Origin of the sequence: Citromicrobium bathyomarinum, assembly GCA_001306305.2 — a bacterium.
GTDB lineage: Bacteria > Pseudomonadota > Alphaproteobacteria > Sphingomonadales > Sphingomonadaceae > Alteriqipengyuania > Alteriqipengyuania bathyomarina.
The window spans coordinates 2329150-2353342 of the sequence record CP155577.1; the positions used below are offsets into that span (position 1 = coordinate 2329150).

At 65.4% G+C, this 24193-nt stretch carries 24 protein-coding genes; 2 read left to right on the top strand and 22 right to left on the bottom strand.

From position 1 onward, the window contains the following. Positions 1–76: 76 nt before the first annotated feature. The 5 genes from VO57_011710 to VO57_011730 all read right to left on the bottom strand — a co-directional run bounded on the left by VO57_011710 (position 77) and on the right by VO57_011730 (position 5557). Entirely contained in the window at positions 77–1555 is a 1479-nt protein-coding gene (locus VO57_011710; protein XBL68797.1) for a M48 family metalloprotease, read from the bottom strand. Positions 1556–1685: 130 nt separating this feature from the next. Further along, entirely contained in the window at positions 1686–2642 is a 957-nt protein-coding gene (locus VO57_011715; protein XBL68798.1) for an acetyl-CoA carboxylase carboxyltransferase subunit alpha, read from the bottom strand. Next, positions 2636–3550 (bottom strand): tyrosine recombinase, encoded by a 915-nt coding sequence (locus VO57_011720; GenBank protein XBL71331.1) that lies wholly within the window; start codon positions 3548–3550, stop codon positions 2636–2638. Before VO57_011720 ends, VO57_011715 begins: the two co-directional genes overlap by 7 nt. Before the next feature lies 1 nt (position 3551). After that, positions 3552–5384 (bottom strand): hypothetical protein, encoded by a 1833-nt coding sequence (locus tag VO57_011725; protein XBL68799.1) that lies wholly within the window; start codon positions 5382–5384, stop codon positions 3552–3554. Next, positions 5381–5557, bottom strand: a complete 177-nt coding sequence (locus VO57_011730; GenBank protein ID XBL68800.1) for a hypothetical protein — start codon at positions 5555–5557, stop codon at positions 5381–5383. The genes VO57_011725 and VO57_011730 overlap by 4 nt, the downstream gene beginning before the upstream one ends. Positions 5558–5587: 30 nt before the next feature. On the opposite strand from VO57_011730, the gene VO57_011735 reads away from it, so the two are divergent. Together VO57_011735 and aroB are read left to right on the top strand one after the other, a co-directional pair. Further along, positions 5588–6160, top strand: a complete 573-nt coding sequence (locus VO57_011735) for a shikimate kinase (GenBank protein XBL68801.1) — start codon at positions 5588–5590, stop codon at positions 6158–6160. Continuing rightward, on the top strand, positions 6148–7266 hold the full coding sequence (aroB, locus tag VO57_011740) for a 3-dehydroquinate synthase (protein ID XBL68802.1): 1119 nt from the start codon (positions 6148–6150) through the stop codon (positions 7264–7266). The genes VO57_011735 and aroB overlap by 13 nt, the downstream gene beginning before the upstream one ends. Before the next feature lie 21 nt (positions 7267–7287). Here the strand turns inward: aroB and VO57_011745 are convergent, their stop codons facing one another. The 17 genes from VO57_011745 to VO57_011825 form a co-directional block, all read right to left on the bottom strand. Then, the gene (locus tag VO57_011745; GenBank protein XBL68803.1) at positions 7288–7659 is read right to left on the bottom strand and encodes a tRNA-binding protein; all 372 of its coding nucleotides are present in this window, start codon (positions 7657–7659) and stop codon (positions 7288–7290) included. Continuing rightward, the gene (locus VO57_011750; GenBank protein ID XBL68804.1) at positions 7659–9695 is read right to left on the bottom strand and encodes an acetyl/propionyl/methylcrotonyl-CoA carboxylase subunit alpha; all 2037 of its coding nucleotides are present in this window, start codon (positions 9693–9695) and stop codon (positions 7659–7661) included. The genes VO57_011745 and VO57_011750 overlap by 1 nt, the downstream gene beginning before the upstream one ends. Next, positions 9695–10081: a lysozyme inhibitor LprI family protein gene (locus VO57_011755; protein ID XBL68805.1), complete on the bottom strand. Its 387-nt coding sequence runs from the start codon at positions 10079–10081 to the stop codon at positions 9695–9697. Before VO57_011755 ends, VO57_011750 begins: the two co-directional genes overlap by 1 nt. After that, a complete protein-coding gene (locus VO57_011760; GenBank protein ID XBL68806.1) occupies positions 10078–10878 on the bottom strand; it encodes a DUF3445 domain-containing protein in 801 nt (266 codons plus the stop codon). Before VO57_011760 ends, VO57_011755 begins: the two co-directional genes overlap by 4 nt. Then, positions 10875–11726 carry an alpha/beta hydrolase-fold protein gene (locus VO57_011765; GenBank protein XBL68807.1) on the bottom strand — a complete coding sequence of 284 codons (852 nt, stop codon included), beginning with the start codon at positions 11724–11726 and terminating at the stop codon, positions 10875–10877. Before VO57_011765 ends, VO57_011760 begins: the two co-directional genes overlap by 4 nt. Then, positions 11723–12742: a biotin synthase BioB gene (bioB, locus tag VO57_011770; protein ID XBL68808.1), complete on the bottom strand. Its 1020-nt coding sequence runs from the start codon at positions 12740–12742 to the stop codon at positions 11723–11725. Before bioB ends, VO57_011765 begins: the two co-directional genes overlap by 4 nt. 1 nt (position 12743) lies before the next feature. Then, positions 12744–12965 (bottom strand): hypothetical protein, encoded by a 222-nt coding sequence (locus VO57_011775; GenBank protein XBL68809.1) that lies wholly within the window; start codon positions 12963–12965, stop codon positions 12744–12746. Positions 12966–13125: 160 nt separating this feature from the next. Further along, positions 13126–13590 carry a DMT family transporter gene (locus VO57_011780; protein ID XBL68810.1) on the bottom strand — a complete coding sequence of 155 codons (465 nt, stop codon included), beginning with the start codon at positions 13588–13590 and terminating at the stop codon, positions 13126–13128. Positions 13591–13826: 236 nt separating this feature from the next. Then, positions 13827–15119, bottom strand: coding sequence for an O-acetylhomoserine aminocarboxypropyltransferase (locus VO57_011785; GenBank protein XBL68811.1), 1293 nt, complete (start codon positions 15117–15119; stop codon positions 13827–13829). 443 nt (positions 15120–15562) lie between these two features. Next, entirely contained in the window at positions 15563–17734 is a 2172-nt protein-coding gene (gene scpA / locus VO57_011790; protein ID XBL68812.1) for a methylmalonyl-CoA mutase, read from the bottom strand. 8 nt (positions 17735–17742) lie between these two features. Further along, a complete protein-coding gene (locus VO57_011795) occupies positions 17743–18354 on the bottom strand; it encodes a glutathione S-transferase family protein (protein ID XBL68813.1) in 612 nt (203 codons plus the stop codon). A gap of 160 nt (positions 18355–18514) precedes the next feature. Continuing rightward, on the bottom strand, positions 18515–18970 hold the full coding sequence (gene mce / locus VO57_011800; GenBank protein XBL68814.1) for a methylmalonyl-CoA epimerase: 456 nt from the start codon (positions 18968–18970) through the stop codon (positions 18515–18517). 159 nt (positions 18971–19129) lie between these two features. After that, positions 19130–19399, bottom strand: coding sequence for a hypothetical protein (locus VO57_011805; GenBank protein ID XBL68815.1), 270 nt, complete (start codon positions 19397–19399; stop codon positions 19130–19132). Positions 19400–19470: 71 nt separating this feature from the next. Then, positions 19471–20304, bottom strand: coding sequence for an IS5 family transposase (locus tag VO57_011810; GenBank protein ID XBL68816.1), 834 nt, complete (start codon positions 20302–20304; stop codon positions 19471–19473). Between the two features lie 84 nt (positions 20305–20388). Continuing rightward, a complete protein-coding gene (locus tag VO57_011815) occupies positions 20389–21903 on the bottom strand; it encodes an acyl-CoA carboxylase subunit beta (protein ID XBL68817.1) in 1515 nt (504 codons plus the stop codon). A gap of 139 nt (positions 21904–22042) precedes the next feature. After that, positions 22043–23398, bottom strand: a complete 1356-nt coding sequence (gene gorA / locus VO57_011820) for a glutathione-disulfide reductase (GenBank protein XBL68818.1) — start codon at positions 23396–23398, stop codon at positions 22043–22045. A 76-nt stretch (positions 23399–23474) separates the two neighbouring features. Continuing rightward, positions 23475–24176: a CDP-alcohol phosphatidyltransferase family protein gene (locus VO57_011825; protein XBL68819.1), complete on the bottom strand. Its 702-nt coding sequence runs from the start codon at positions 24174–24176 to the stop codon at positions 23475–23477. Positions 24177–24193: the final 17 nt, after the last annotated feature.

Sequence of the window (24193 nt, forward strand, 5' to 3'; positions counted from 1 at the left end):
ACAGACAAAGGAAACGGCGGGGAGCGATCCCCGCCGTTTTCTTTTGTGCGCTGCATATCTGCGGCCACGGACGCGCTCAGCGCCCGCGCACCACCAGCTTGACCTGCTGCCCGGCCTGCAGGCCTTCAACGCTGCCCAGCGCATTGAGCACCCGGAAGCGCGCCTCCTGCCCGGTGCTGTAAGCCATCCGGCGCGAGAGCGAGGCAACCGTGTCGCCACGCTGCACGGTGACCACGTCGATCACCCGCGGGACCACCTGGTTCGCCTCTGCCGTGCTGATCCGGCGGAAGGATTCGAACATCGGGGTAAACACGCCCGACCGGCCCGCCGGGGCGATCGCCTGGTAATAGTAGGTCTGCCCGCCGCCCATGTCGTAGGCAAACACCATCACATCCAGCTGGTTGCCGCCCGAATTGGCGCGCGCGATCCCGTAGGCTGCAGGCAACCCGTTGACCGTGGTGGTCTGGATCTGCGGACTGATCGACTGGCCCTGCCCGGCAAGCGACTGAAACGCGCGGCTGACGAACTGCGTCAGGCTGCCACTCGACTGCGCGACCCGCAGCTCCGCCTGGCCCGACTGGCCGTTGATCGAGACCGAGTCCGACCCGTTGACCAGATAGAAGCCCTGCGGCGCGGTGAAGGCGAAGCGCAGGTCGGGATGGATGAACTCGCGCCCTTCGACCACACCCTGCGCCGGATCGTCGCCGTAGGTCAGGCCATCGATATTTCGCAGGAAGACATCGCGGTTGAGCGTCGCCCCCGGCAGGCCCGCGGCCATCGCTGCGGCCTCGCGCACGCGCGACGCAGGGTCCGGATGGGTGGAGGCCCATTCGGGCAGGCTGGCATTGTCGCGCCCCTGCAACTGCGCATCGAGCGCGGACTGACGCGCAAGGCTTTCGAGCACGGTGCTCATCGCCATCGGATCATAGCCCGCCTGCGAGAGGTAGCGAACGCCGAGCTGGTCTGCCTGCTCTTCCTGCGAGCGCGAAAAGCTGAGCGTCAGCAGCTGCGAGCCCTGTAAGGCCGCACGACCCAGCGTGGAGCCGAGCTGGCTGTCGCCCAGAAGGATGCCCGACAGAATCGCTATCGCGGCGCCCCCGAGCGTGTTCTGCTGCTGCGTCTGCTGGCGGCGCTGTGCATGGCGCGCGGCAACGTGGCCGACTTCATGCCCCAGCACCCCGGCCAGTTCCGCCTCGTTGTTCATCAGCGTAACCAGCTGGCGGGTGGTGTAGACATAGCCGCCGGTGGTCGCGAAGGCATTGTTGACCGAGCTGTTGAGCAGCGACACGGTGAACGCGTCGGGCGTGCGCGCCAGACCCGATTCCACCGCAATCCGCTGGCCCACACCGCGCACGTAATTGGCGGTGTTGCCCTGCATGGCACCGCCGAATTCTTGCAGCAACTGCGTGTGATATTCGCGCCCCTGCTGCGCCTCGCTCTGCGTGATCGGGGTGTTGGCGGCAGGGATATTGCCCCCGCCCACTGCCGCGCAGCCGGACAGGCCGATCGCGAGGGCAATGGGCGAAACGAGTGCGAGCGTCTTGCGGCGGATCATGCGGTATTCTCTCCCCTGTCGGTGGCATGTCGCGCGTGCGCTGGATGCGCTCACGCGAGTTAACTGCCTCAACTTTCAGGGTTGCCGCACGGTTCCCGGTCGGCTGGCAGGCCAACCGGATGCCGCCGCTTCAGGTACCGATGGCGAGGAAGCGGTCCGCGCGCCGTTCCTGCAGATAAGTGACGTCCTGCCGTGCGAGCGTCGTCAGCTCGTCGTCGATCGTGTCGGCAAGATTGCGGATCGCGGCCTTGGGATCGCGATGCGCGCCGCCAACCGGCTCGGGCACGATCCGGTCGATCACGCCCAGTTCCTTCAGATCCTGCGCAGTCACCTTCATCGCCTCGGCAGCGTCGGCCGCCTTTTCGGCGGTGCGCCACAGGATCGAGGCGCAGCCTTCGGGCGAGATCACGGAATAGATCGCATGTTCGAACATCAGCACCCGTTCCGCGCTGGCCAGCGCCACCGCGCCGCCTGAGCCGCCCTCGCCCACGATCGTAGCGACCATCGGCACGGGCAACGCAAGGCACGCCTCGGTCGAACGGGCGATCGCTTCGGCCTGGCCGCGCTCTTCGGCCTCGATCCCCGGAAACGCGCCCGAAGTATCGACCAGCGTGACCACCGGCAGGCCGAATCGCCCGGCAAGGTCCATCAGGCGGATCGCCTTGCGATAGCCTTCCGGCTTGCCCATCCCGAAATTGTGCTTGATCCGGCTCTGCGTGTCGTGGCCCTTCTCGTGCCCGATCAGCATCACCGAGCGCCCGCGCAGAGTCGCGAAGCCGCCGATGATCGCGTGATCCTCACCGAAATAGCGATCCCCGCCGAGCGGCATGAAGTCGGTGAAGGCGTGTTCCACATAGTCGCGGAAATGCGGGCGCTGCGGGTGGCGAGCGACCTGCGTCTTCTGCCACGGGCTGAGCGAGGCGTAGAGCCCCTTGAGCATGTCCGCGCTCTTCGCCTCGAGCTTGGCAAGCTCGTCGCCCATGTCGATCTGATCGCCCCCGTCGGCACCCTGATTGGCGGCGCGAAGTTCGGCGATCTGCGCCTGCAGCTGGGCCACAGGCTTCTCGAAATCCAGAAAAGTCAGCATTCGCGGCTGCTATCCCCCTGTCGCCCGCCGCGCAAGCGCCCTTGATCGGCAAGCGGGTGCCTTTCGTTCACCAGCGCGACCAGCCGGGCGGATTCGACATGGGTATAAATCTGCGTGGTCGCGATATCCGCATGGCCCAATAGCGTCTGCAAGGCGCGCAAATCCGCCCCGCCTTCGAGCAGGTGCGTGGCAAAGGCATGGCGCAGCACGTGCGGGCTGATCTTCGCCGGATCGATTCCCGACCGCTCGGCAAGCGCCTTGAGCAATTGATACAGGCGGATGCGGGTGAGGTGCTTGCCGCGCGAGGGGAACAGCCATGGCGACCCTTCGGGGCGCACCGCCAACCAGCGCGACAGCACGGCGCGCGCGCGGGTGCCCAGCGGCACCAGCCGTTCCTTCCCGCCCTTGCCGGTGATGGTCAGAAAAGGCGCATCGCGCGGCACCGCGGAGAGCGGCAGGGTGACCAGCTCGCTCGCGCGTAGGCCCGATCCATAGAGCAGTTCGATCATCGCCAGCAGGCGCAGCGCCGCCGGATCGCCCTCCTCCGCCTCGCGCTCGGCCTGAGCGAACAGCGCCTCGACCTGCGCATGGTCGAGGATTTTGGGCAGCGAGCGGCGTTTCGTCGGGCTCGGCAGTGCGGCGGATGGGTTGTCGCTGCGCAGCCCCTCGTCTTCCAGAAAGCCGAAGAACTGGCGCAGCGCGGAGGCTTTGCGCGCTACGGTCGCGGGCGCGAGATCGGCCCAGGCGGCGCCCAGTCTGGCAAGGTCGGTGCGGGTGGCATCCTCCAGCGGGCCGACGATCCCCACCGCGCCTTCCAGATCGCGGCGATAGGCGGCCAGCGTGTTGGCCGCCGCCCCGCGATCGACCGCCAGTGCGGCAAGGAAATCCTCTATCGCCCGCGCGCCCATGTCAGGTGCGCGCAAGCGCCTCCGCCGCGATCATCCGCGCTTCGGCTTCCATCCCGCTGCGGCGCAATGCGGAGACGATGTGATAGAGGTGGCGCGGGGTCATCCGGCTCCAGTCGTCGCCCTGCATCCCCACGCCCATCAGCATGGTGACCAGCGCGGCATTGCGCACCTCGCCCGCGCGGTCGATCAGCGCGCTCCAGCGGGTTTCGCGGCCCAGCTCCAGGTCCAGATCGCGGTTCCACGCATTGCGGGTGCCGTCCGAAATCCGGCCCAGCCCGGCGAGCCCGGCAACCAGCATCCGCGTGCGCCGCGTGCCCGTGGTCGCATCATTGTCGCGATAGGAATCGATCGCGCCGCTCGAAACCTGCCCGCTCCTGCCCGGCAGGCCGACGGCAAGCAGGCCCCAGCCCGCATCGCCTTCATCGACGATCTCGCGCCAGCGCGCGGCATCGCGATCGAGCCCGGCGGTAAGCATCGAGGCGATTAGCGGCCCGGCGTCGGCGGCGAAACCATCGTTCGCCGGGATGCGTGCGGCGGCATAGGCGGTCAGCACCTGCCGGTCGTAGGGAATCGTCTCCGCATCGCCCCACAGGGTCCGGATCGCGGTCATCCGCGCGGCCGGATCGGGGTCGACATAGGCCGCGCGCAGCAGCGCCGCATCGGTACCCAGAGAGCCTTCATTACCGGTAGCGGCATAGCCCTGCGCGTAGACATCGATCAGCGCGGCGGAGGAGAAGATACCCTCGCGCGCGGCGCGGCGCGCACCTTCGAGCCGCTGCGACAGGGGCAATGCGGGCAAGGAGGCGGAGACGCGCTGATAATAAGGCCCTGCGCCGTCGATCAGGCGGTCGGGTATGTCGATCCCAAGCGCTGCGGCGAGGCCATAGCGCCACGGGGTCAGTTCATCGACATCGTCCCATTCGATGGTGACCGCGCTGTTCCCCAGCCCCGCCGCGCCGGCGAAGCGCTGCGCCAGCAGCACGTCGATCACGTTGCCATCTTCGCCGCTCTGGCGATCGCGCAGCCGCAGCAGGTTGTTGCGCGCCCGCGCTGCTTCGCCGGCATAGGCGCTGCAGATCGAACGCAGCATCTGCCACTCGACATCGTCGCGATATCCCGCGCGCAGCATGGTCAGCGGACACGCCCCCACGATATCGCCGGTCGCGATATAGGCGTCGATCGCGGCATTGGAGAGCCGCGCGTTCCACACATCGACATCGACATCCTGCGCGATCGCGCGGGCCACACCGAACTCGCCCATCCGGTTGAGCAGCTGGGCGCGCAGGCCGGCGAATTCGACTCCGCTCATGCCCTCCGGCGCTGCGAGACGGCTGGCGAGCGCACGGCGCAGCGCAATATGGCCCCAGCGCGAGACGAGCCGCCCCTGTGTTCCGGTCAATGCGGCCCGAACGATCGACTGCGGTTGCCGCGCCAGCGAGGTCGCAGGCAGACCGCCCTCGTCCTCGGCCAGAATGCCGACCCGGGTGGTCGCGCGGCGCTGCGCACTAGGAATGTCGTAGGTGGGTTTGAGGCCGAACAGCTCGTCCAGCTCGTCGGTATCGAGGGCTTCGAGCTCTTCCAGCGTGGGCAGACGGCGGCTGTCGGAGCTGCTGGAGGAGCCCGCCTCGCTATCCGCGTCCGCTCCATCGCTGGCACTTTCCCCCGCAGGCGCAGCGGTTTCTGCCGGTGCGGGTGCAGCAGTGGGTGCGGGAGCGGGCGCGGGCGCGACGGGCGCAACCACCGCTGCCGGATTGGCCGCGACCAGTGCGATCGGTGCCGCGAGCACGAGCAGGCCCGCGCCAGCCAGCAAAGCAGCCTTGCGTTGCAGCATCATTGGGCGGTCCCCGGCAGTTCTATGGTTTGCGTGATCGGTCGCATCGGCTGTTCGCCGCCATCCCACCAGGCCCAGGCGAGAATCGCGATGATCGCCAGCGCACCCACGCCGATACGCCGCCGTGCGGTCTGCGAAATGTCTATCTGCACGCGTCCGATACCCTTTGTTGCCATCGCCCTAGCCCATCTCTACGCCACCGGGCAATGGACCGAGTGCCTTCCCCTGCCGACCGGGCGCGGCTCCGCGCGCTCAAGGAACGCCTCGACCGGCCGATCACCCTGGTGGGCTTGATGGGCGCGGGCAAATCGACCGTGGGCAGGCGGCTGGCGACCCTGCTGGAATGCAATTTCGTCGACGCGGACGACGCGATCGAGGATGCCGCCCGGCTCTCCATCGCAGAAATCTTCAGCGAATTCGGCGAAGACTATTTCCGCGATGGAGAGCGCCGGGTGATCGCCCGCCTGATCGAGGAAGGGCACGGCGTGATCGCGACCGGCGGCGGGGCCTTCGTCAATGCGGAAACGCGCGCGCTGGTGCTGGAAAAGGCGGTCGCGGTGTGGATCGATTGCGACATCGCCACGCTGGTCGAGCGGACCGGACGCCGCAACACGCGCCCGCTGCTGCGCGACGGCGACCCGGAGGCGATTCTCAAACGCTTGCTGGCCGAACGCGCCCCGCATTATGCGCAGGCGCAGATTCGCGTCGAGGGCCAGCAAGGCCCCCACACCCGCACCGCGTGGACGATTATCGAGGAGCTTGAGAAGTGGCTGTCGTAAATGTCGCGCTCGCCGGTCGCAGCTACGAGGTACGGGTTGGCGCCGGGCTGCTCGACGACGCGATCGTTCAGGCACGCGACTTAATCGCGCCATGGTCAGGCCGCAAGGTGCCGGTCGTTGCCGACGCCAATGCGCGTCGGTTGCACGGCGAACGGCTGGCGCATTCGCTCGAGTCAGATGGCTACCAGATCGACTGGTACGAGGTCTCGCCCGGCGAAGGCTCGAAAAGCTGGGCCGAGCTGGAGCGGCTGACCGACTGGCTGCTGGCGCGCGGCGTCACCCGGTCCGATCATGTCTTCGCATTGGGCGGCGGAGTGGTCGGCGACCTCGTCGGCTTCGCCTGCGCGATCCTGAAGCGGGGCTGCGGCTTCGTCCAGCTGCCGACCACGCTGCTGGCGCAGGTCGATTCGAGCGTCGGCGGCAAGACCGCGATCAATGCCAGCGCGGGCAAGAACCTCATCGGCGCGTTCCACCAGCCCTCGCTGGTGCTCGCCGACACAGCCTGCCTCGCCACCCTCCCCCAGCGCGAAATGCGCGCCGGGCTGGCCGAGGTGTTCAAATACGGACTGCTGGGCGATGCGGAGTTCTTCGCGCGCGTCGATAAAGACAGCGCCGCGATCCTCGCCTGCGACAACGCGGTGCTGGAAGCGACGATCGCGCATTGCGTGGACATGAAAGCGCGGATCGTCGCGGAGGACGAGCGCGAGACGAAGGACGCCCGCGCGCTCCTGAACCTCGGCCACACCTTCGGTCATGCGCTGGAGGCGGAGACGGGCTTCGGCGACAGACTCCTCCATGGCGAGGCGGTGGCGCTCGGCATGGTGCTCGCGGCGCGATTCTCCGCCCGGCGCGATCTGATCTCGCTGGCAGACGCGGAAAGTGTGACCGATGCGCTGGCCCGTGCAGGCCTGCCGACCGAGATTTCCGCGCTGGGGCTCGACTGCGACGGCGCAGGTCTGGCCGATCATATGCGGCACGACAAGAAGGCGGGCGGCGGCACCGTCCCCTTCATCCTGCTGCGCGCTCTCGGCGAGGCCTATGTCGCGCGCGATGTAGAGCTGGCGGACGTGGCCGCCTTCATGGACGAGCAGCTACAGGCACATTGAGGCGCACGGCGTGGAAGCGGCCTAGAACAGCCGCGAACCGTCGGGCACTGCCTTATCGGGCGAGAACAGCACGACCTCGCCCGCCTCGTCCGCGAAGCCCAGCGTCAGCACTTCGGACATGACCGGGCCGATCTGGCGCGGCGGGAAGTTGACCACCGCCGCCACCTGCCGCCCGACCAGTTCTTCCCGCGCGTAGTTCGCCGTGATCTGAGCGCTGGTCTTCTTCACGCCGATCGCTGGCCCGAAGTCGATTTCCAGCCGGTAGGCAGGCTTGCGCGCCTCGGGGAACTCATGCGCCGCGACCACCGTGCCGACTCGAATATCGACCTTCAGGAAGTCATCGAAAGCAATCTGCTCCCCCGCAGGCGCGTCGGGTTCGTGCGAGAGATGCACTATTCCAGCTCCAGGATCACCTCGTCGACCGCCAGGCTGTCGCCCTCGGCGGCGTTGATGCTGGAGATCGTGCCTTCCTTCTCGGCGCGCAGGATGTTTTCCATCTTCATCGCCTCGACCGTGGCGAGCGGCTGGCCCGGCTGGACCTCGTCACCCTCGGCCACGTGCAGTTTCACCAGCAGGCCCGGCATCGGGCAGATGAGCATCTTGGAAAGATCGGGCGGCTCCTTCTCGATCATGTGATCGAGCAGCGGGGCGAGCCGTGCGGGCACGGCAAGGCCCTTGTGCGTCTTGCCGCGCGTGGTCAGCGCCCAGATCGCGCTGCTTTCGCGCCGGAGCTGGATCGCCAGGTTCTCGCCATTGCCGTTGGCCGCGGCGAGGACCATGCCCGGCTGCCAGTCGGTCGTGCCGGTGATCCACTCGCCGTCGACGGTTGCCCCACCTTCGCCCAGAACGACGTCGAACTGGCGACCGTCGATCTTCACCACCCAGTCGGACGGCACCTTGGGCGCGCCATCGAGGCGGCCCGAGATCTGCCCTTCGTGCGCCATCACGGAGCATTGCGCCCCAGCGATCAGCGCCGCGACCAGCTTGAGCCGGGGTTCGTCGACCGCCGCGCCCTGGAAGCCGTCGGGATATTCCTCGGCAATGAAGCCGGTGGTCAGCTCGCCCGAGCGGAAGCGCGGATGCTGCATGATCGCGCTGAGGAAATCGATATTGTGCCCCGGCCCTTCGACCCGGAAGGCGTCGAGCGCTTCGACCTGCAGGTCCGCCGCGGCATCGCGGGTCGGGCCCCAGGTAATCAGCTTGGCGATCATCGGGTCGTAGAAGATCGAGACTTCGCCGCCTTCGAACACGCCGTCATCCACGCGGATGCCGCCGCCGCCCATCTCATGCCCGCGCCTCCCGGCGGGGCCGCTCGCGCCGGTCCAGCCCGGAACCGGCGGTTCGTAGCGGACCAGCCGCCCGATGCTGGGCAGGAAGTTGCGATAGGGGTCTTCGGCATAGACGCGCGTTTCAATCGACCAGCCGTCGATTTTGATATCGTCCTGCTTGAAGGGAAGCTCTTCGCCCGCCGCCACGCGGATCATCCATTCGACCAGATCGACGCCGGTGATCGCCTCGGTCACCGGGTGTTCCACCTGCAGGCGCGTGTTCATTTCGAGGAAGTAGAAGCTCTCCCCCGTCTTGTCCGCGCCGCTGACGATCAGCTCGACCGTCCCGGCGGAGAAGTACCCGACGGCCTGCGACAGCGCGACCGCCTGCTCGCCCATTGCTTTACGCATTTCGGGCGTGACGAAGGGCGACGGTGCTTCCTCGACCACCTTCTGGTGGCGGCGCTGGATCGAGCATTCGCGCTCGTTCAGGTAGAGCGTGTTGCCCTGCCGGTCGGCGAGGATCTGGATCTCGATATGGCGCGGGTCTTCGATGAACTTCTCGATAAACACGCGGTCGTCGCCAAACGAGTTGAGGCCTTCGCGCTTGGTCGCCTCGAACCCTTCCTCGACATCCTTGTCGTTCCAGGCGAGGCGCATCCCCTTGCCGCCGCCGCCTGCCGAGGCCTTCATCATCACCGGATAGCCGATCTCGTTCGAGATCTTGAGCGCTTCCTCGGTGGTGTCGATCGCGTCCTTGGAGCCGGGCACGGTGTTGACGCCGGCTTCCTTGGCCAGCTTCTTCGATTCGATCTTGTCGCCCATCGCGGCGATCGCCTTGGCCGGCGGGCCGATGAAGACGATGCCTTCCTTGTCGAGCGCTTCGACGAAGCTCGCCCGTTCGGACAGGAAACCATAGCCCGGGTGAACCGCCTCGGCACCGGTCTGCTTGCAAGCCTCGATGATCTTGTCGGCCAGCAGGTAACTTTCAGCAGCGGGAGCAGCACCGATATGGACCGCCTCGTCAGCCATCTTCACGAAGGGCGCGCGCGCATCGGCATCGGAATAGACCGCCACGGTGGCGATCCCCATCCGCTTGCACGTCTGGATCACGCGGCAGGCAATCTCACCGCGGTTCGCAATCAGGATTTTGGAAAACACTAGCCCGGAAACTCCAGATATTCACGTAGTTGCTTGGTGCGCGCCTCGGTCAGCGCGGTGAGGCAGGTCGACCGGATCAGCGGCATGATCGAACCGCCGCGATACTGGTTCGCCTCGAACGAACATTGTGCGTCGCGAAAGGTCAGCCACGCGCGTTGCGCGGCCAGCAGCTCGCGATGCTGGGTGCCGTCGCCGACATCCTTGTCGACCGACTTGGCGCGCTGCGACGCCTTCTTCCACACCGCGTTGAGCTCGCGGTCGGCGGCCTGATATTCGCGGCCTGCGCAGACGTTCATCTCCATCTGCGTCATCGCGTTGTCGCAATCGACCTGCGGCTGCGCGGCTTGCGCGCTCGCCTGCATCAGCAGCAATGCGGTCAGGATCATGCGTCCGTCTCCTCTTCTCGTGCCTTCGCATAGCCGATAAGTGCCCTAGCGTAAGCCCCCACGCCCCTGCGCTCCACCTCACCATTGAGCAAGGTTGCCAGCCCGCCCGCCAGCCTGCCGACATTGGCGGTGGAAAGCTGGCCCAGCGGGGCGACGTAGATCCCGATGGTGAACAGGATCGCGCCAGTGCGCGGCAGGCGGCGCAGCGTCTGCCGTTCGGAGCGCACGAACAGCGTGCTGGCGGCGTTCTCTGCCGTCACATGCGCGAAGGCCTGTTCGGGCGGCTGCGCGACCCAGCGCATGTCGGGCGTGGCGGCGATGAACCAGTTGGCGCGGCCATAGATCGGGCCGGGTCGCAGCTTTTCCATGAAGCGGTCGACCCCGGTGGCGAGCTGTTCCTCATAGCCCTGAATCGGCGCGTGGAGCGCACGCAACGGCAGCCCCATCTTGTCCGCAGGCGTCCAGTCGGATGGCCACGCAACTGCCGCCCCGACGAGGCGATAGTGCTCCTCGTCATCGCGGCGGGTGAGCAGGCACATATCCTCGTGATGCGCATGGGCCGCTTCGGCCAGCCCGCTCGACACGCCAAGCCCGGTGGCAAGCTCGCGCCCCGCCGCGTCCCCCTCGGGCGTCAGTTGGATGCCCTCGGGGAATTGCGCAAAACCCTCCGCACGCGCGGCCAGGTCGGGATCGGACTGCAGCCACTCGTTCCCGCCCAGCTTGACCAGCCCCATCTTGAGCTGCCCGCCGCCGCGCGCACGGGGCAGCAGCTCGTCGACGGAGAAGCCGAGGCTCACTGCGCGGAAAGCGCCGGCCCACCCCGGTCGCAGCGAAGGCGCAGCCCGTATTCCTCCAGCCAGTCCGCATCGGTCGGCAGAAGGTATTGCAGCGCCTCGGGCATCAGAGCGTGCAGGCTGTTGGAGTGATGCAGGTCGGCGCGCCGGTCGGAGAAACAGTAGGCTTGCCCCTGCCCCAGCTTGCCGAGGAGTGCGAACATGCCCTGCTCGGTCTCCCCACCCTCGTCGGCGAGCGACAGGTATAGCGGCGGACGCCCTGCCACAGGGGCGCTCGCGGTCAGGGCAAGCGACTGGCCATCCCACTGCAGGCTGGGAGAAATCGCCGCATAGCCGCTGAAAAGATCGGGCCGCTCCAGCCAGGTTTCGAGCACGAAATGGCCCGCCGCGCTTTCGCCCAACAGGATGATCCTGCCGTCATTGCGATAGCGCTCACGCAGGAGCGGGAGAACTGTGTCCGCCAGCCATTTACGAAAGGCCTCGCTCTCGCCTGCGGTGGGATATTCCGCTTTTTCACTAGCAATAGACGTAGGGGGTAACAGCTCGCGCTGGCGATCCACGGTCTGGATGCCGACCAGGATTGCAGGCTGGCTGCGGCCCCACAGGCGGTTCCATTTCTCCAACCCGTTGCCCAGAAACAGGTCCTGATCCACACCGCCATCGAGCTGAACCACAATCGGCCAGCTTGTGTCGGGCTGGCCAGCATAATCGGGCGGCAGGATGACGTTGACCGCGCGGTCCTCCCCCAATGCCTCAAGCGTATAGCTCTCGCCCACCACGATCGGCTCAGGCTCCGGCACAGCCGCAGGCTGACCGGAGGCGAGCAGCAGCGCGGCGAGCGCGCCGATCACTCGGCAGCCTCCGCCACCTTGCAGGCGCGTGCGGGCTCTTCCTGCATCAGCGGGGTGAGCCCCAGCTTGGCGAACAGCGCGCCATCGCTGTCGTCGCCCGCATTGGGCGCGGTCAGCAGCTTGTCGCCGGTGAAGATCGAGTTCGCCCCCGCGAGGAAGCACAGCGCCTGCGTCGCCTCGGACATCGACTCCCGCCCTGCGGAGAGCCGCACCATGCTCATCGGCATGCAGATGCGCGCCACCGCGACGGTGCGGACGAATTCGATATCGTCGATCTTGGCGAGCGGCGTGTCGGCCAGCATGTCGCCCAGTACCGTGCCCTTGACCGGCACCAGAGCGTTGACCGGCACGCTCTCGGGATGCCGTTCCAGCGTGGCGAGCGTGTGGACGAAGCCCACGCGATCCTCGCGCGTCTCACCCATCCCCACGATCCCGCCGCTGCACACGTTGATCCCGGCATCGCGCACGTTCTGCAGCGTATCGAGCCGGTCCTGATAATTCCGGGTCGAGATCACGCGCTCGTAATATTCCGGCCCGGTGTCGACATTGTGGTTATAGTAATCGAGCCCCGCCTCTTTCAGCATATCCGCCTGCTTGGGCGTCAGCATGCCCAGCGTCATGCAGGTCTCCAGTCCCATGGCGCGCACGCCCTTCACGATCTCGACGATCGCGGGCATGTCGCGGTCCTTCGGATTGCGCCACGCGGCGCCCATGCAGAAGCGCTGGCTGCCGGCATCCTTCGCCTGCGCCGCGGTTTGCAGTACGGCGCGCACATCCATCAGCTTGCTCGCCTCGACGCCGCTGTCGGCCTTCACCGACTGCGAGCAATAACCGCAATCCTCCGGACACCCGCCGGTCTTGATGCTGAGCAGCGTGCACAGCTGGACCTGTTCGGGCGGATGGTTCTCGCGGTGGACCGACGCCGCGCGGAACAGCAGTTCGGTGAAGGGAAGGTCGAACAGCCCTGCGATTTCTTCGCGGGTCCAGTCGGTGCGGATTTTTGAGAGATTTTGCAATTCAGCGGCTCCAGCGTTTCGCGAGTTTCGCGGTAAGGACATTGGATAGAAAAATAGACGATATCAGCCACACCGCTCCAAGCAGGATCATCGCAATGAAGTCGGAGACAGGTTGAAAAACTTGCGCAATCAAAATTCCGAATCCGAAGACGACCGGGATCAGTAATGCTCCCGTCGCCCCCCAAACCGCGAATTCCAGTAGCTTAAAGCGCCAAAAGCTCACACCATCGTGTCCTCAACTTCGTCACCCCCGCGAAGGCGGGGGTCCCGCTTGCTTCCGCGCCGCACCAAAGAAGAAGCGGGGCCCCGGATCAAGTCCGGGGTGACGGGTGAGGTGTTGGTCACTCCCCCCGCCTCACCGGTCCAGTCGGCGCGGATGTGGCTCATACGGGTTTCCTGGCGAGATAGAGGCCCACGGCCATCACGGCGATGCCCAGGATGCGCTTGGGCGTCAGCGAAGTCTGGATCACGCCGAGCAGGCCGAAATGGTCGATGGTGGCAGCCGCGATCAGCTGGCCGGTGAGGACGAAGAAGATCGCGTTGCCGAGCCCGATCTTGGGCGCGGAGAACGCAATCGCGGTCGCGTAGAACAGCATGAAGACCGAGGCACCGTAGAGCCACGGCCTGTCGAGCGTGAAGTCCGACGCGCTCGGGAAGCCGACGAAGACGAGGACGGTCGTCGAGATCACCAGACCAATGCCGAAGGTGACCGCAGTCGCGGCAATGGGGCTGCCGAGCTGCTGATTCAGCCCGGCGTTGAGCGAGGCGAAGACGGGAATGCCCAGCCCCGCCGCGAACATCATCGCGGCGATGGGCAGGAAGCTCGCACCGCTCTGGGGGGCGCTCATTGTACGGCCTCGCAGGTCGAGTGGGTGCGGGTCTTGGTCACTTCGATACCTCGAATCTGGAGAGAACTCGTTTCGTCACCCCGCGCAGGCGGGGGTAACGTTTGAGGTGGCAGTCATTCCACCAACTCACTCGTCATTGCGAGGAGCCGCAGGCGACGCGGCAATCCATGGAACTGCGCCATGGATTGCTTCGCTCCGCTCGCAATGACGAGTTGATGGACCATCACCAAGCCCCCTCAGCCCGCCGCCGCGAGCGCCTGGTCGAGGTCAGCCTTGATATCCTCGATATTCTCGATCCCGACCGACACGCGGACCACATCCGGCCCTGCCCCCGCCGCGATCAGCTCGGTTTCGCCAAGCTGGCTGTGCGTGGTCGACGCGGGGTGGATGATGAGCGAGCGGGTGTCGCCGATATTGGCGAGGTGGCTCAACAGCTTGACGTTGGAGACCAGCGCCCGGCCTGCCTCGTATCCGCCCTTCAGCCCGAAGGTGAACACCGCACCGCCGCGCCCGCCCAGATACTTGTTCGCGAGGCTGTGATAGTCGCTGTCCCGCAGCCCGGCGTAGGAAACCCACGCGACCTTCTCGTGCCCCTTGAGCCATTCGGCCAGCTCCAGCGCGTTGTCGCAATGCCGGTCCATCCGCAGGTGCAGCGTTTCCATGCCGGTCAGCGCGAGGAAGGCGTTCATCGGCGCGAGCGCCGGGCCGAGATCGCGCAGGCCCAGCACCCGGCAGGCGATGATGAAGGCGATCGGGCCGACCGGCTCCAGCGCATCGACCAGCACCGCACCGTGGTACGATCCGTTGGGCCGGGTGAGCGAGGCGAACTTGTCGCCTCGCGCCTTCCAGTCGAACTTGCCGCTGTCGACGATCACGCCGCCCACCGCATTCCCGTGCCCGTTGAGGAACTTGGTGGTCGAGTGTGTGACGATGTCCGCACCGAAATCGAACGGCCTGCACAGCGCAGGCGTCGCCATGGTGTTGTCCACGATCAGCGGCACGCCGCCCGCATGGGCGACGTCCGCAATCGGGGAAATATCGCTGACCACGCCGCCCGGATTGGCGAGGCTTTCGATGAAGACGCAGCGCGTCTTGTCGTCCATCGCGGCGCGGATGTTCTCGGGGTCGTCGGCATCGACGAAGCGCGTCTCCCAGCCGAACTTGAGGAACGCCTCGCCCATCTGGTTGAGCGATCCGCCATACAGCTTCCTCGCCGCGACGATGTTGCACCCCGGCTCCATCAGCGTGTGGAACGCGATCAGCTGCGCGGCATGGCCCGAGGCGACGCCCAGCGCGCCCACGCCGCCTTCCAGCGCCGCGACCTTCTTCTCCAGCGCGTCGTTGGTGGGGTTCATGATCCGCGAATAGATGTTCCCGAATTCGGAGAGCGAGAACAGGTTGGCCGCGTGATCCGGGCTGTCGAACACATAGCTCGCCGTCTGGTAGATCGGCGTGATCCGTGCGTTCGTGGTCGGATCGGGCTCGCACCCGGCGTGGACGGCAAGGGTTTCGGGGTGGAGATCGGTCATCGAGAGAGTTCCGTTTGGTCGGTGTGGGTAGGTGCTGAGGGGAGCGCTATTGCGAGGCTTGGCGGGCCGGGTGGGGGCGAGTTGTTCTCAACGATCGCACAGCACTTGCAGATTTCGAAATCCGACGAGCGAACCAAATGCAGAATGGAAGTCCGATTATGGCTGCAACAGCACCGTGAAAAATGAGCTCGAACCAGAAGCGTGCATCGCTATCCCAAGAGATGATGTTCAAGTCGTAGAGGTACGGCCAAAGCAGCCCGTATGCGAGCGTGATCAGAAGATTTAGAGCGATGAAGAACGCCAATCCGAGAGCGATGGACCTCTTCATTTAGCAACCTCCCCCACTTCATCACCCCCGCGGAGGCGGGGGTCCCGCTTCCATTCTGCCATCGGAAAGGAACCGGGCCCCCGGATCAAGTCCGGGGTGACGAGGGAGGCAAAGGTCACTCTGCCGCCTCGTCCAGCTCGTCATCGGGCGGGGGCATGTTGTGCCCCAAGAGCCGCAACATGTCCGCCGCGCATTCGACCACGTTGGAACCGGGGCCGTAGATGCCCTGCACGCCTGCATCGCGCAGGAACTGGTAGTCGCTCTGCGGGATCACCCCACCGGCGGTCACCTTGATGTCCGCGCGGCCAGCATCCTTCAGCAGGCGGATCAGCTCGGGGATCAGCGTCTTGTGGCCTGCCGCCAGCGAAGACGCGCCGATCGCGTCGACACCCTCGGCCAGCGCCATTTCGAGCGTTTCCTGCGGGGTCTGGAACAGCGGGCCGGAGACGACATCGAAGCCCATGTCGGCGAAGGCACTCGCGATCACGTTGGCGCCGCGATCATGCCCGTCCTGGCCCATCTTGGCGATCATGATCTTGGGCTTGCGGCCGAGGCGCTGCTCGACCGCGTCGACACCCTGCACGACCTGCTGATAGCGGTTATCCGCCGCATAGGCCTTGGAATAGACGCCCTTCACCGGGGTCGGCTTGGTGTCGTAGCGGCCGAAGACGTCTTCCATCGCGCTGGAAATCTCGCCCAGCGTCGCGTCGTGACGCGCGGCCTCGACTGCCAGCGCCAGCAGGTTGCCTTCCTTCTGCCCCGCGCCGCGTGCCAGCGCGTCGAGCGCGGCCTGACAGGCCATCTCGTCGCGCTGCGAGCGAACCTTCTCCAGCCGCGCGATCTGCGACTGGCGGACCTTGTGGTTGTCGATATCGAGCGTCTCGATCTCGTCTTCCTTGTCACGCCGGTACTTGTTGACGCCGACGATCACCGTCTCGCCCCGGTCGACATTGGTCTGCTTCTCCGCAGCCGCCTGCTCGATCCGCCGCTTGGGTTCACCCGTGGCGACGAAGGCGGTCATTCCGCCCGCAGCGTCCACCTCGTCGATGATCTTCTTGGCTTCTTCAACCAGCTTGGCGGTCAGCGCCTCGACATAATACGAGCCGCCCAGCGGATCGGCGACATTGGTGATGCCGGTCTCTTCCTCCAGCACCAGCTGCGTGTTGCGCGCGATGCGGGCGGAGAAGTCGGTCGGCAGCGCGATCGCTTCGTCGAGCGCGTTGGTGTGAAGCGACTGCGTGCCGCCCAGCACCGCCGCCATCGCCTCGATCGTGGTGCGGATGACGTTGTTGTAGGGGTCCTGCTCCTGCAAAGACACGCCGCTGGTCTGGCAGTGCGTGCGCAGCATCTTGGACTTGGGGTTCTGCGCGCCCAGCCCTTCCATCACGTCGTGCCACAGATGGCGCGCGGCGCGCATCTTGGCGACTTCCATGAAGAAGTTCATCCCGATGCCCCAGAAGAAGCTTAGGCGCGGGGCGAAGGCGTCGATATCGAGGCCGGTATCCATCGCACGCTGGGCGTATTCCTTGCCGTCGGCGATGGTGAAGGCGAGCTCCTGCACCGCCGTCGCGCCCGCTTCGTGCATGTGATAGCCGCTGATCGAAATCGAATTGAAGCGCGGCATGTGGTCGGAGGTGTAAGCGATAATGTCGCTGATGATCCGCATGCTTGGCTCGGGCGGGTAGATGTAGGTGTTGCGGACCATGAACTCCTTGAGGATGTCGTTTTGGATGGTCCCGGAAAGCTTGTCCTGCGACACGCCCGACCGCTCCGCCGCGACGATGTAGAACGCCAGCACGGGGATCACCGCGCCGTTCATCGTCATAGACACGCTCATCGTGTCGAGCGGGATCTGGTCGAACAGGATCTGCATGTCCGCCACGGTGTCGATCGCGACGCCCGCCTTGCCGACATCGCCGACTACGCGCGGATGGTCTGAATCATAGCCCCGGTGCGTGGCGAGGTCGAAGGCGACGCTCAGCCCCTTCTGCCCGGCGGCGAGGTTGCGGCGGTAGAAGGCGTTCGATTCCTCGGCCGTCGAAAAGCCCGCATACTGGCGGATGGTCCACGGGCGGCCGGTGTACATGCTGGCATAGGGCCCGCGCGTAAACGGCTCGAAGCCCGGTAGGCCGGGGTCGATGTCTGCCGTGTCTTCCGCCGTGTAGAGCGGCTTCACATCGAAGCCTTCCAGCGTGTGCCAGGTCAGGTCGCGGCCCTTCACTTCCTTGTCGGCCTTGGCCTGCCAGTCAGCGTAGGATGCCGTGGGGGTCGGGGTCTTGTCGGTCATAATTCCACTCAGGCTTGTGCACTTGGTCGGGCGGACACACGCTGGTGCCAGTCACGCAGGTTTTCGCAATCCTGCGGCATTCCACAACCTATGAATTCTGCGAAATCGGCGGTGGTCAGCAGCAGTATGTCGGCCACGCTGTAACCATCCGTGGCGAGGAAGTCCCGCCCCGCGAGCGACTGGTCGAAGAAACGGAACGCGTCGGCGACGCGGGGCCGGTTGGCCTCGCCCCACGCCTCGTTCCGGCCGGGCAGCGCGGCGGTGAAGCGATGCGTGTGGACCCACACCGCGCCCACTGCGGTCATCAGGATCATCTCGACCCGGCGGCTCCACATCTCGACCTGCGCGCTTTCCAGCGGGGTCGTGCCGAACAGCGGCGGTTCGGGATGCAGCCCTTCGAGATAGCGCATGATCGCGACGCTTTCGGCGATCACCGTGCCATCATCGAGTTCGAGGATCGGCGTCTGCCCGCGCGGATTCTTGGCGAGAAAATCGGGCGCCTTCTGCTCGCGCTGCGGGATCGAGACTTGCTTGGAGGGTAACTCGATGCCCTTCTCCGCCGCGAAGATGCGCACGCGGCGCGGATTGGGTGCGGGCATGGCGCTGTCGTAGAAAAGCATCGCGATTTCCTCTCTCTTATCCCTCTCCCCGCGCCGGGGAGAGAATAGCATAGCTTGGTCGCGAAGCGATCTAGCGGCGCTTGGAGAGGGGCGCAAAACCCTCGCTGCGTAGAACTCCCCTCGCCCAACCCTTTCCCCACATGGGGAGAGAGCTATCCGGTCAGTTCGACCAGTGCGCGCCCTCCTTGGGCGTCTCCATGATCTCGGTCAGCTGGCCCATCATGTCCTTGGGGTGGAGGAAGAAGATCGGCGTGCCGTGCGCACCGATGCGCGTGGGGCCGAGGATGCGCTTGCCCTTCCCCTCGAACCACTCGCGCGCCGCCTCGATGTCTTCCACCTCGTAGCAGACATGGTGCTGGCCGCCGGCGGGGTTCTTGGCGAGAAAGCCGTTGATCGGGCTCGCCTCGTCGAACGGCTCGATCAGCTCGATCTGCGTGCCCTTGCCGACTTCACCCGTGCTGTCGGGCGTATCGACGAAGCAGACCTTCACGCCCTGTTCGGGCAGGTCGAAAGGCTCGTTGATCCGCACCGCACCCATCGTGTCGCGGTAATAGGCGATGGAGTCCGCGATCGAAGGCGTCGCGACGCCGATATGGTTGAGACGGCCGAGTTTCATGCGTCTGCTCCTGTCAATTCGTCATGCTGAACTTGTTTCAGCATCCAGTCTTCCTCCCGCAACGCCCGCCGCTTCGTAATGCTGGATCCTGAAACAAGTTCAGGGTAACGGAATTCGGGGCCTCCGGCAGATCCCAAAGACCGTTGAAGAGGAAGACGATCAACGATTGTCCTCGCTCAGAAAAGCGGACTCGACTTCGCTTAGCCACTCAGGCCCAAGTGACCGTTCAACGCTTGATGTCGTCATCCCGGGATATCCAAAAAACTGCTTTGCCCCTTCGCGCATCATGTCGGCATCTGTCTCGGTCAGTTCGCTGCTCAGATTATCCAGCTTCAGCTTAAGCGCACGATACTCTGCAAACTCGAACCCGGTGATCGTCTGCAATTCGCCGGGCCAATCTGCCCATTCGGTGACAATATCCTCGAGCATCGCTCTCGCTACGTCACAACGGGATATTGTCATGCTTCTTCCACGGGTTGCTCAGAGCCTGACTCAGAAGTTTATGCGATCTGGCAGTGGCTTGCGATGAGGCGGGTGAGGCGGCGGATGTGGGCGATGGTAGTCCATGCGGTGGAACTTTCGATAGTTCTTTCCCAGTCCTTTGCGAGCCGTCGACATCTGCCGAGCCAGGCGAAGGTGCGCTCGACCACCCAGCGGCGCGGGAGCAGAACAAAGCCCCTGGCGGTGTCGCAGCGGCGCACGATCTCGAGCGTCCATTGCCCATGCCCTTGAAGCGCGCCGATGAGCTTGTCGCCTGCGTAGCCCCCATCGGCGAAGAGGTGGCGCAGCCACGGGAAGCGGTAGCGGATTGCCTTGATGAGATCGACCGCCCCGTCGCGATCCTGAATGCTGGCAGCGTGGATGGTGACGAACAACATCAGTCCGAGCGTATCGGTGATGATGTGACGCTTGCGTCCCATGATCTTCTTGCCCGCATCGTAGCCCCGTGGGCCGCCACTCTCGGTGGTCTTGACGCTCTGGCTATCGATCACCCCGGCGCTGGGGCTGGCCTCGCGCCCTTCGATCTGGCGCGCAGCCATCACCAGCAGGTGATTGATCGTCTGCCATAGGCCGCTGTCGCGCCAGGCATAGAAATAGCGTTGAACCGTCGAGAGCGGAGGGAAATCCTTGGGCAGCATCCGCCATTGGCAACCGCTTGTTGCCAGATAGAGGATCGCGTTCATCACCTCGCGCAGGTCGGCGCAGCGCGGCCTGCCGCCAGGTTTCGCGGGCGGCAACAGAGGCTCGATCAAGGCCCACTCGGCATCGCGCAAATCGCTTGGATAACGTAGACCCGGGCGGCTATGCTGCTGCCGGGAGGTATCGGTCCACATCGCTTATTCCTCGGTCGTTTCTGGCGAAACCCCGGAATCAGCGATGCACCAGCGCGTCAAGCGCAACCAGCTGATATCTCCCAACTACTTTTGAAGACAGGCTCTCAGCTCTTTCCCGCGCAGCTTGCGCAGCCCCAGCGCGATCCGCCGCCGCGTCGAGTGCGGGTAGATGACCTCGTCGATATAGCCGCGTGAGGCGGCGACGAAGGGGTTGGCGAAGCGGTCTTCGTATTCCTTGGTCTTCTCGGCGATCTTTTCGGGATCGTCGCGGTTCTGGCGGAAGATGATCTCCACCGCGCCTTTCGCACCCATCACCGCGATCTCGGCGGTGGGCCAGGCGTAGTTGAGGTCGCCGCGCAGGTGCTTGGACGCCATCACGTCATACGCGCCGCCATAGGCCTTCCGGGTGATGACGGTGATCTTGGGCACGGTCGCCTCGGCATAGGCGAACAGCAGCTTGGCACCGTGCTTGATGATGCCGCCCAGCTCCTGGCTGGTGCCGGGGAGGAAGCCGGGCACGTCGACGAAGGTCACGATCGGAATGTCGAACGCATCGCAGAAGCGCACGAAGCGCGCGGCTTTCTTGGACGAGTTGATGTCGAGCACGCCCGCCAGCACCATCGGCTGGTTGGCGACCACGCCCACGGTGCGACCCTCGACCCGCCCGAAGCCGCAGATGATGTTCGCCGCATGCTTGGGCTGGACCTCGAAGAAGTCGCCATCGTCGAGCGTCTTCGCGATCACCTCGTGCATGTCGTAGGGCTGGTTCGCATTGTCGGGGATCAGCGTGTCGAGGCTGTCCTCGCGCCGGTCCCACGGGTCGTTGCTCGGCATTTCGGGCACCGGCTCGCGGTTCGACAGCGGCAGGAAATCGAAGAAGCGGCGCGTCGCCATCAGCGTTTCGATGTCGTTCTCGAACGCGTCATCGGCCACGCTGGTCTTGGTGGTGTGCGTCACCGCGCCGCCCAGCTCTTCCTGTGTGACGACTTCGTTGGTGACGGTCTTCACCACCTCGGGCCCGGTGACGAACATGTAGGAGCTGTCCTTCACCATGAAGATGAAGTCGGTCATCGCAGGGCTGTAGACCGCGCCGCCCGCGCACGGGCCCATGATGACGCTGATCTGCGGGATGACGCCGCTGGCGAGCACGTTGCGCTGGAACACCTCGGCATAGCCGCCAAGGCTGGCCACGCCCTCCTGAATGCGCGCGCCGCCCGAATCGTTCAGGCCGATCACCGGCGCGCCGACCTTCATCGCGGTGTCCATCACCTTGCAGATCTTCTCCGCATGGCGTTTCGACAGCGAACCACCGAAGACGGTGAAATCCTGGCTGAAGACATAGACCAGCCGGCCGTTGATCGTGCCAGACCCGGTGACGACGCCGTCGCCCATGATCTGCTGGTCTTCCATGCCGAAATCGGTGCAGTCGTGGACGACGTAGGTGTCGAGCTCCTCGAAGCTCCCTTCGTCCAGCAGCACATCGAGCCGCTCGCGCGCGGTCAGCTTGCCCTTGGCATGCTGTGCATCGATCCGCTTCTGACCGCCACCCATGCGGGCGGCTTCGCGGCGCTTTTCCATTTCGGCAATATTGGCTGACATACGCGCGTGCGCTCCTGTGTTCCGCTTTGCCCAAGCGGTTAGGCATGGAGGTAACGCAGCGTCAAGCTGGGCGGCCCCGCAAGGCCGCTTCCCTGTCGAAACAGACAGTTCGATGAGGGAAGCGGACTTGCGGGCCGGATCAGCGCATCAGGACCAGTTCTTCGGCCATGGTCGGGTGGATCGCGACGGTCGAATCGAAGTCCGCCTTGGTCAGCCCGGCCTTCACCGCGATCGCGGCGGCCTGCATCATTTCTGGCGCTTCGGGCGCGATCATGTGGATGCCGACGATGCGGCCGGAATCGCCGTCGCAGACCATCTTCATCAGGCTGCGCTCGTTGCGGCCCGCCAGGACGTTCTTCATCGGGCGGAAGTCCGACAGGTAGACCTTTACGCTACCCAGCTGGTTTTTCGCCTCACCCTCGGTCATCCCGACAGCGGCGATCGGCGGGTGGCTGAACACCGCGCTGGGGACGCAGGAATGGTCGACCGCGACCGGCTCTCCGCCGCCGAACACGGTGTCGGCAAAGGCTTGGCCCTCGCGGATCGCCACGGGGGTCAGCTGCACGCGGTCGGTCACGTCGCCCACGGCATAGATATGGTCGACATTGGTCTTGCTGAACCGGTCGACCTTGATCTCGCCGCCCTCGCCCAGCTCGACGCCGGCGTTTTCCAGCCCCAGACCTTCGGTGTTGGGAATGCGACCGACGGCGAACATCACCAGGTCCGCCTTCTCCTCGTCGCAGTCGGACAGTTTCACGAAATAGCCGCCTTCGTCGCACGGCTTGATATATTCGAAGTGCGTGTTGAAGCGGAACTTGATCCCCTTCATCGTGCTGATCTGCAGCAGCCGATCGCGCACCGCCTCGTCATAGCTGCGCAGCAGCCGGTCGCCGCGGTTCACGATGTGAACATCGCAGCCGAACTCGTTGAAAATGCCCGCGAACTCGTTGGCGATATAGCCGCCGCCCGCGATGATGATCTTCTTGGGCAGTTCGTCGAGATGAAACGCCTCGTTGGAGGAGATCGCGTGCTCCGCGCCCTGGCATTCGGGCATGCGCGGGCGCGCGCCGGTTGCGATCAGGATGTGTTTCGCGGTGACCTGCCGCCCGCTCGCCAGCGTGATCTCGTGCGGGCCGGTAATCTCGGCGCGCTCCTTGAAAATCTCCACGTCGTGGCTTTCGAGCGTGTTGGTATAGGCCCCCTCGATCCGGGTGACGTCCTCCAACACGTTGTCGCGCAGCTTGATCCAGTCGAAGCTGCGCTCGCCGATGTCCCAGCCAAAGCGCTGGCAGTCTTCCAGATCTTCCGCGAAATGCGCACCGTAGACGAGCATCTTCTTGGGCACGCAGCCGCGGATCACGCAGGTGCCGCCAACGCGGTGCTCCTCCGCAATCGCCACCTTCGCGCCATGCGCCGCGCTGACCCGCGATGCGCGGACCCCGCCAGAGCCTGCGCCGATGGTGAAGAGGTCGTAATCATATTGGGTGTCGGGCATGTGCGCTCCTGCTTGCAAGAGCGCGGGATATGGCCCTGCGGATGGCGATTGCCAACCGGCAGCGTCCTGCGTTTGCCTACCGGGGGTATCGAACCGGCGGTTCTTCCAGCGCGAGCTTGCGCGCGGTGGAGGCGGTCTGCGCCGCGAACAGGCCGATCAGCAGCACTCCCACTGCCCCCACGAACATGTCGAACCCCGTGAACACGCCGATCAGCGGGGTCGGCCCCAGCACGATCATGGCAAGCGTCAGCCCGATCAGGATCAGCCGCAGCTCGGTCGGCCCGGCCTTGAGATAGGACAGGCGCAGTTCGCCCATAACCCTGACCGAAAGGAACGCGTGGATCGACATCAGCAGATACCCCGCCGGTGCCACCAGCGCCACTTCCAGCTGAACATAGCCCGACGCACCCAGCCCCAGCACGACCAGCGTGGTCGCCAGCCCGTCACAACTATGGTCGAGAAAATAGCCGTAACGTGGCCGCTCGATCCGGCGAAAGCGCGCCAGACTCCCGTCGAGCGAGTCGCCGAACCAGTGGACCACGTATCCGGCGATGGACAGCCACAGCCAGCCATCGCCAAGATTGCTGGCGGCATAGCCGGCAAAGATCGCCAGCGCGCCAACCATCCCGGTGAAGGTCAGCATGTCGGGCGTGACCCACCGGGGCATGCGGGCGCACAGGCGGTTGAGCACCCACCGCTCGCCGCGCGCGAGCATGTTTTGCTGCACACGCTCGATCGGCTGCGCGTCGGCGGGAAGTCCGTTATTCTCTGGGTTCATCCCGAACGCCTATCAGC

Coding starts and splice junctions, on each gene's coding strand:
- VO57_011720 (XBL71331.1), bottom strand. CDS start 3,550: ATGGGCGCGCGGGCGATAGAGGATTTCCTTGCCGCACTGGCGGTCGAT.
- VO57_011735 (XBL68801.1), top strand. CDS start 5,588: ATGGACCGAGTGCCTTCCCCTGCCGACCGGGCGCGGCTCCGCGCGCTC.
- VO57_011755 (XBL68805.1), bottom strand. CDS start 10,081: ATGATCCTGACCGCATTGCTGCTGATGCAGGCGAGCGCGCAAGCCGCG.
- VO57_011815 (XBL68817.1), bottom strand. CDS start 21,903: ATGTCAGCCAATATTGCCGAAATGGAAAAGCGCCGCGAAGCCGCCCGC.
- VO57_011795 (XBL68813.1), bottom strand. CDS start 18,354: ATGCTTTTCTACGACAGCGCCATGCCCGCACCCAATCCGCGCCGCGTG.
- VO57_011730 (XBL68800.1), bottom strand. CDS start 5,557: ATGGCAACAAAGGGTATCGGACGCGTGCAGATAGACATTTCGCAGACC.
- VO57_011780 (XBL68810.1), bottom strand. CDS start 13,590: ATGAGCGCCCCCCAGAGCGGTGCGAGCTTCCTGCCCATCGCCGCGATG.
- VO57_011725 (XBL68799.1), bottom strand. CDS start 5,384: ATGATGCTGCAACGCAAGGCTGCTTTGCTGGCTGGCGCGGGCCTGCTC.
- VO57_011810 (XBL68816.1), bottom strand. CDS start 20,304: ATGTGGACCGATACCTCCCGGCAGCAGCATAGCCGCCCGGGTCTACGT.
- VO57_011710 (XBL68797.1), bottom strand. CDS start 1,555: ATGATCCGCCGCAAGACGCTCGCACTCGTTTCGCCCATTGCCCTCGCG.
- VO57_011715 (XBL68798.1), bottom strand. CDS start 2,642: ATGCTGACTTTTCTGGATTTCGAGAAGCCTGTGGCCCAGCTGCAGGCG.
- VO57_011805 (XBL68815.1), bottom strand. CDS start 19,399: ATGCTCGAGGATATTGTCACCGAATGGGCAGATTGGCCCGGCGAATTG.
- gorA (XBL68818.1), bottom strand. CDS start 23,398: ATGCCCGACACCCAATATGATTACGACCTCTTCACCATCGGCGCAGGC.
- VO57_011785 (XBL68811.1), bottom strand. CDS start 15,119: ATGACCGATCTCCACCCCGAAACCCTTGCCGTCCACGCCGGGTGCGAG.
- mce (XBL68814.1), bottom strand. CDS start 18,970: ATGAAACTCGGCCGTCTCAACCATATCGGCGTCGCGACGCCTTCGATC.
- scpA (XBL68812.1), bottom strand. CDS start 17,734: ATGACCGACAAGACCCCGACCCCCACGGCATCCTACGCTGACTGGCAG.
- VO57_011825 (XBL68819.1), bottom strand. CDS start 24,176: ATGAACCCAGAGAATAACGGACTTCCCGCCGACGCGCAGCCGATCGAG.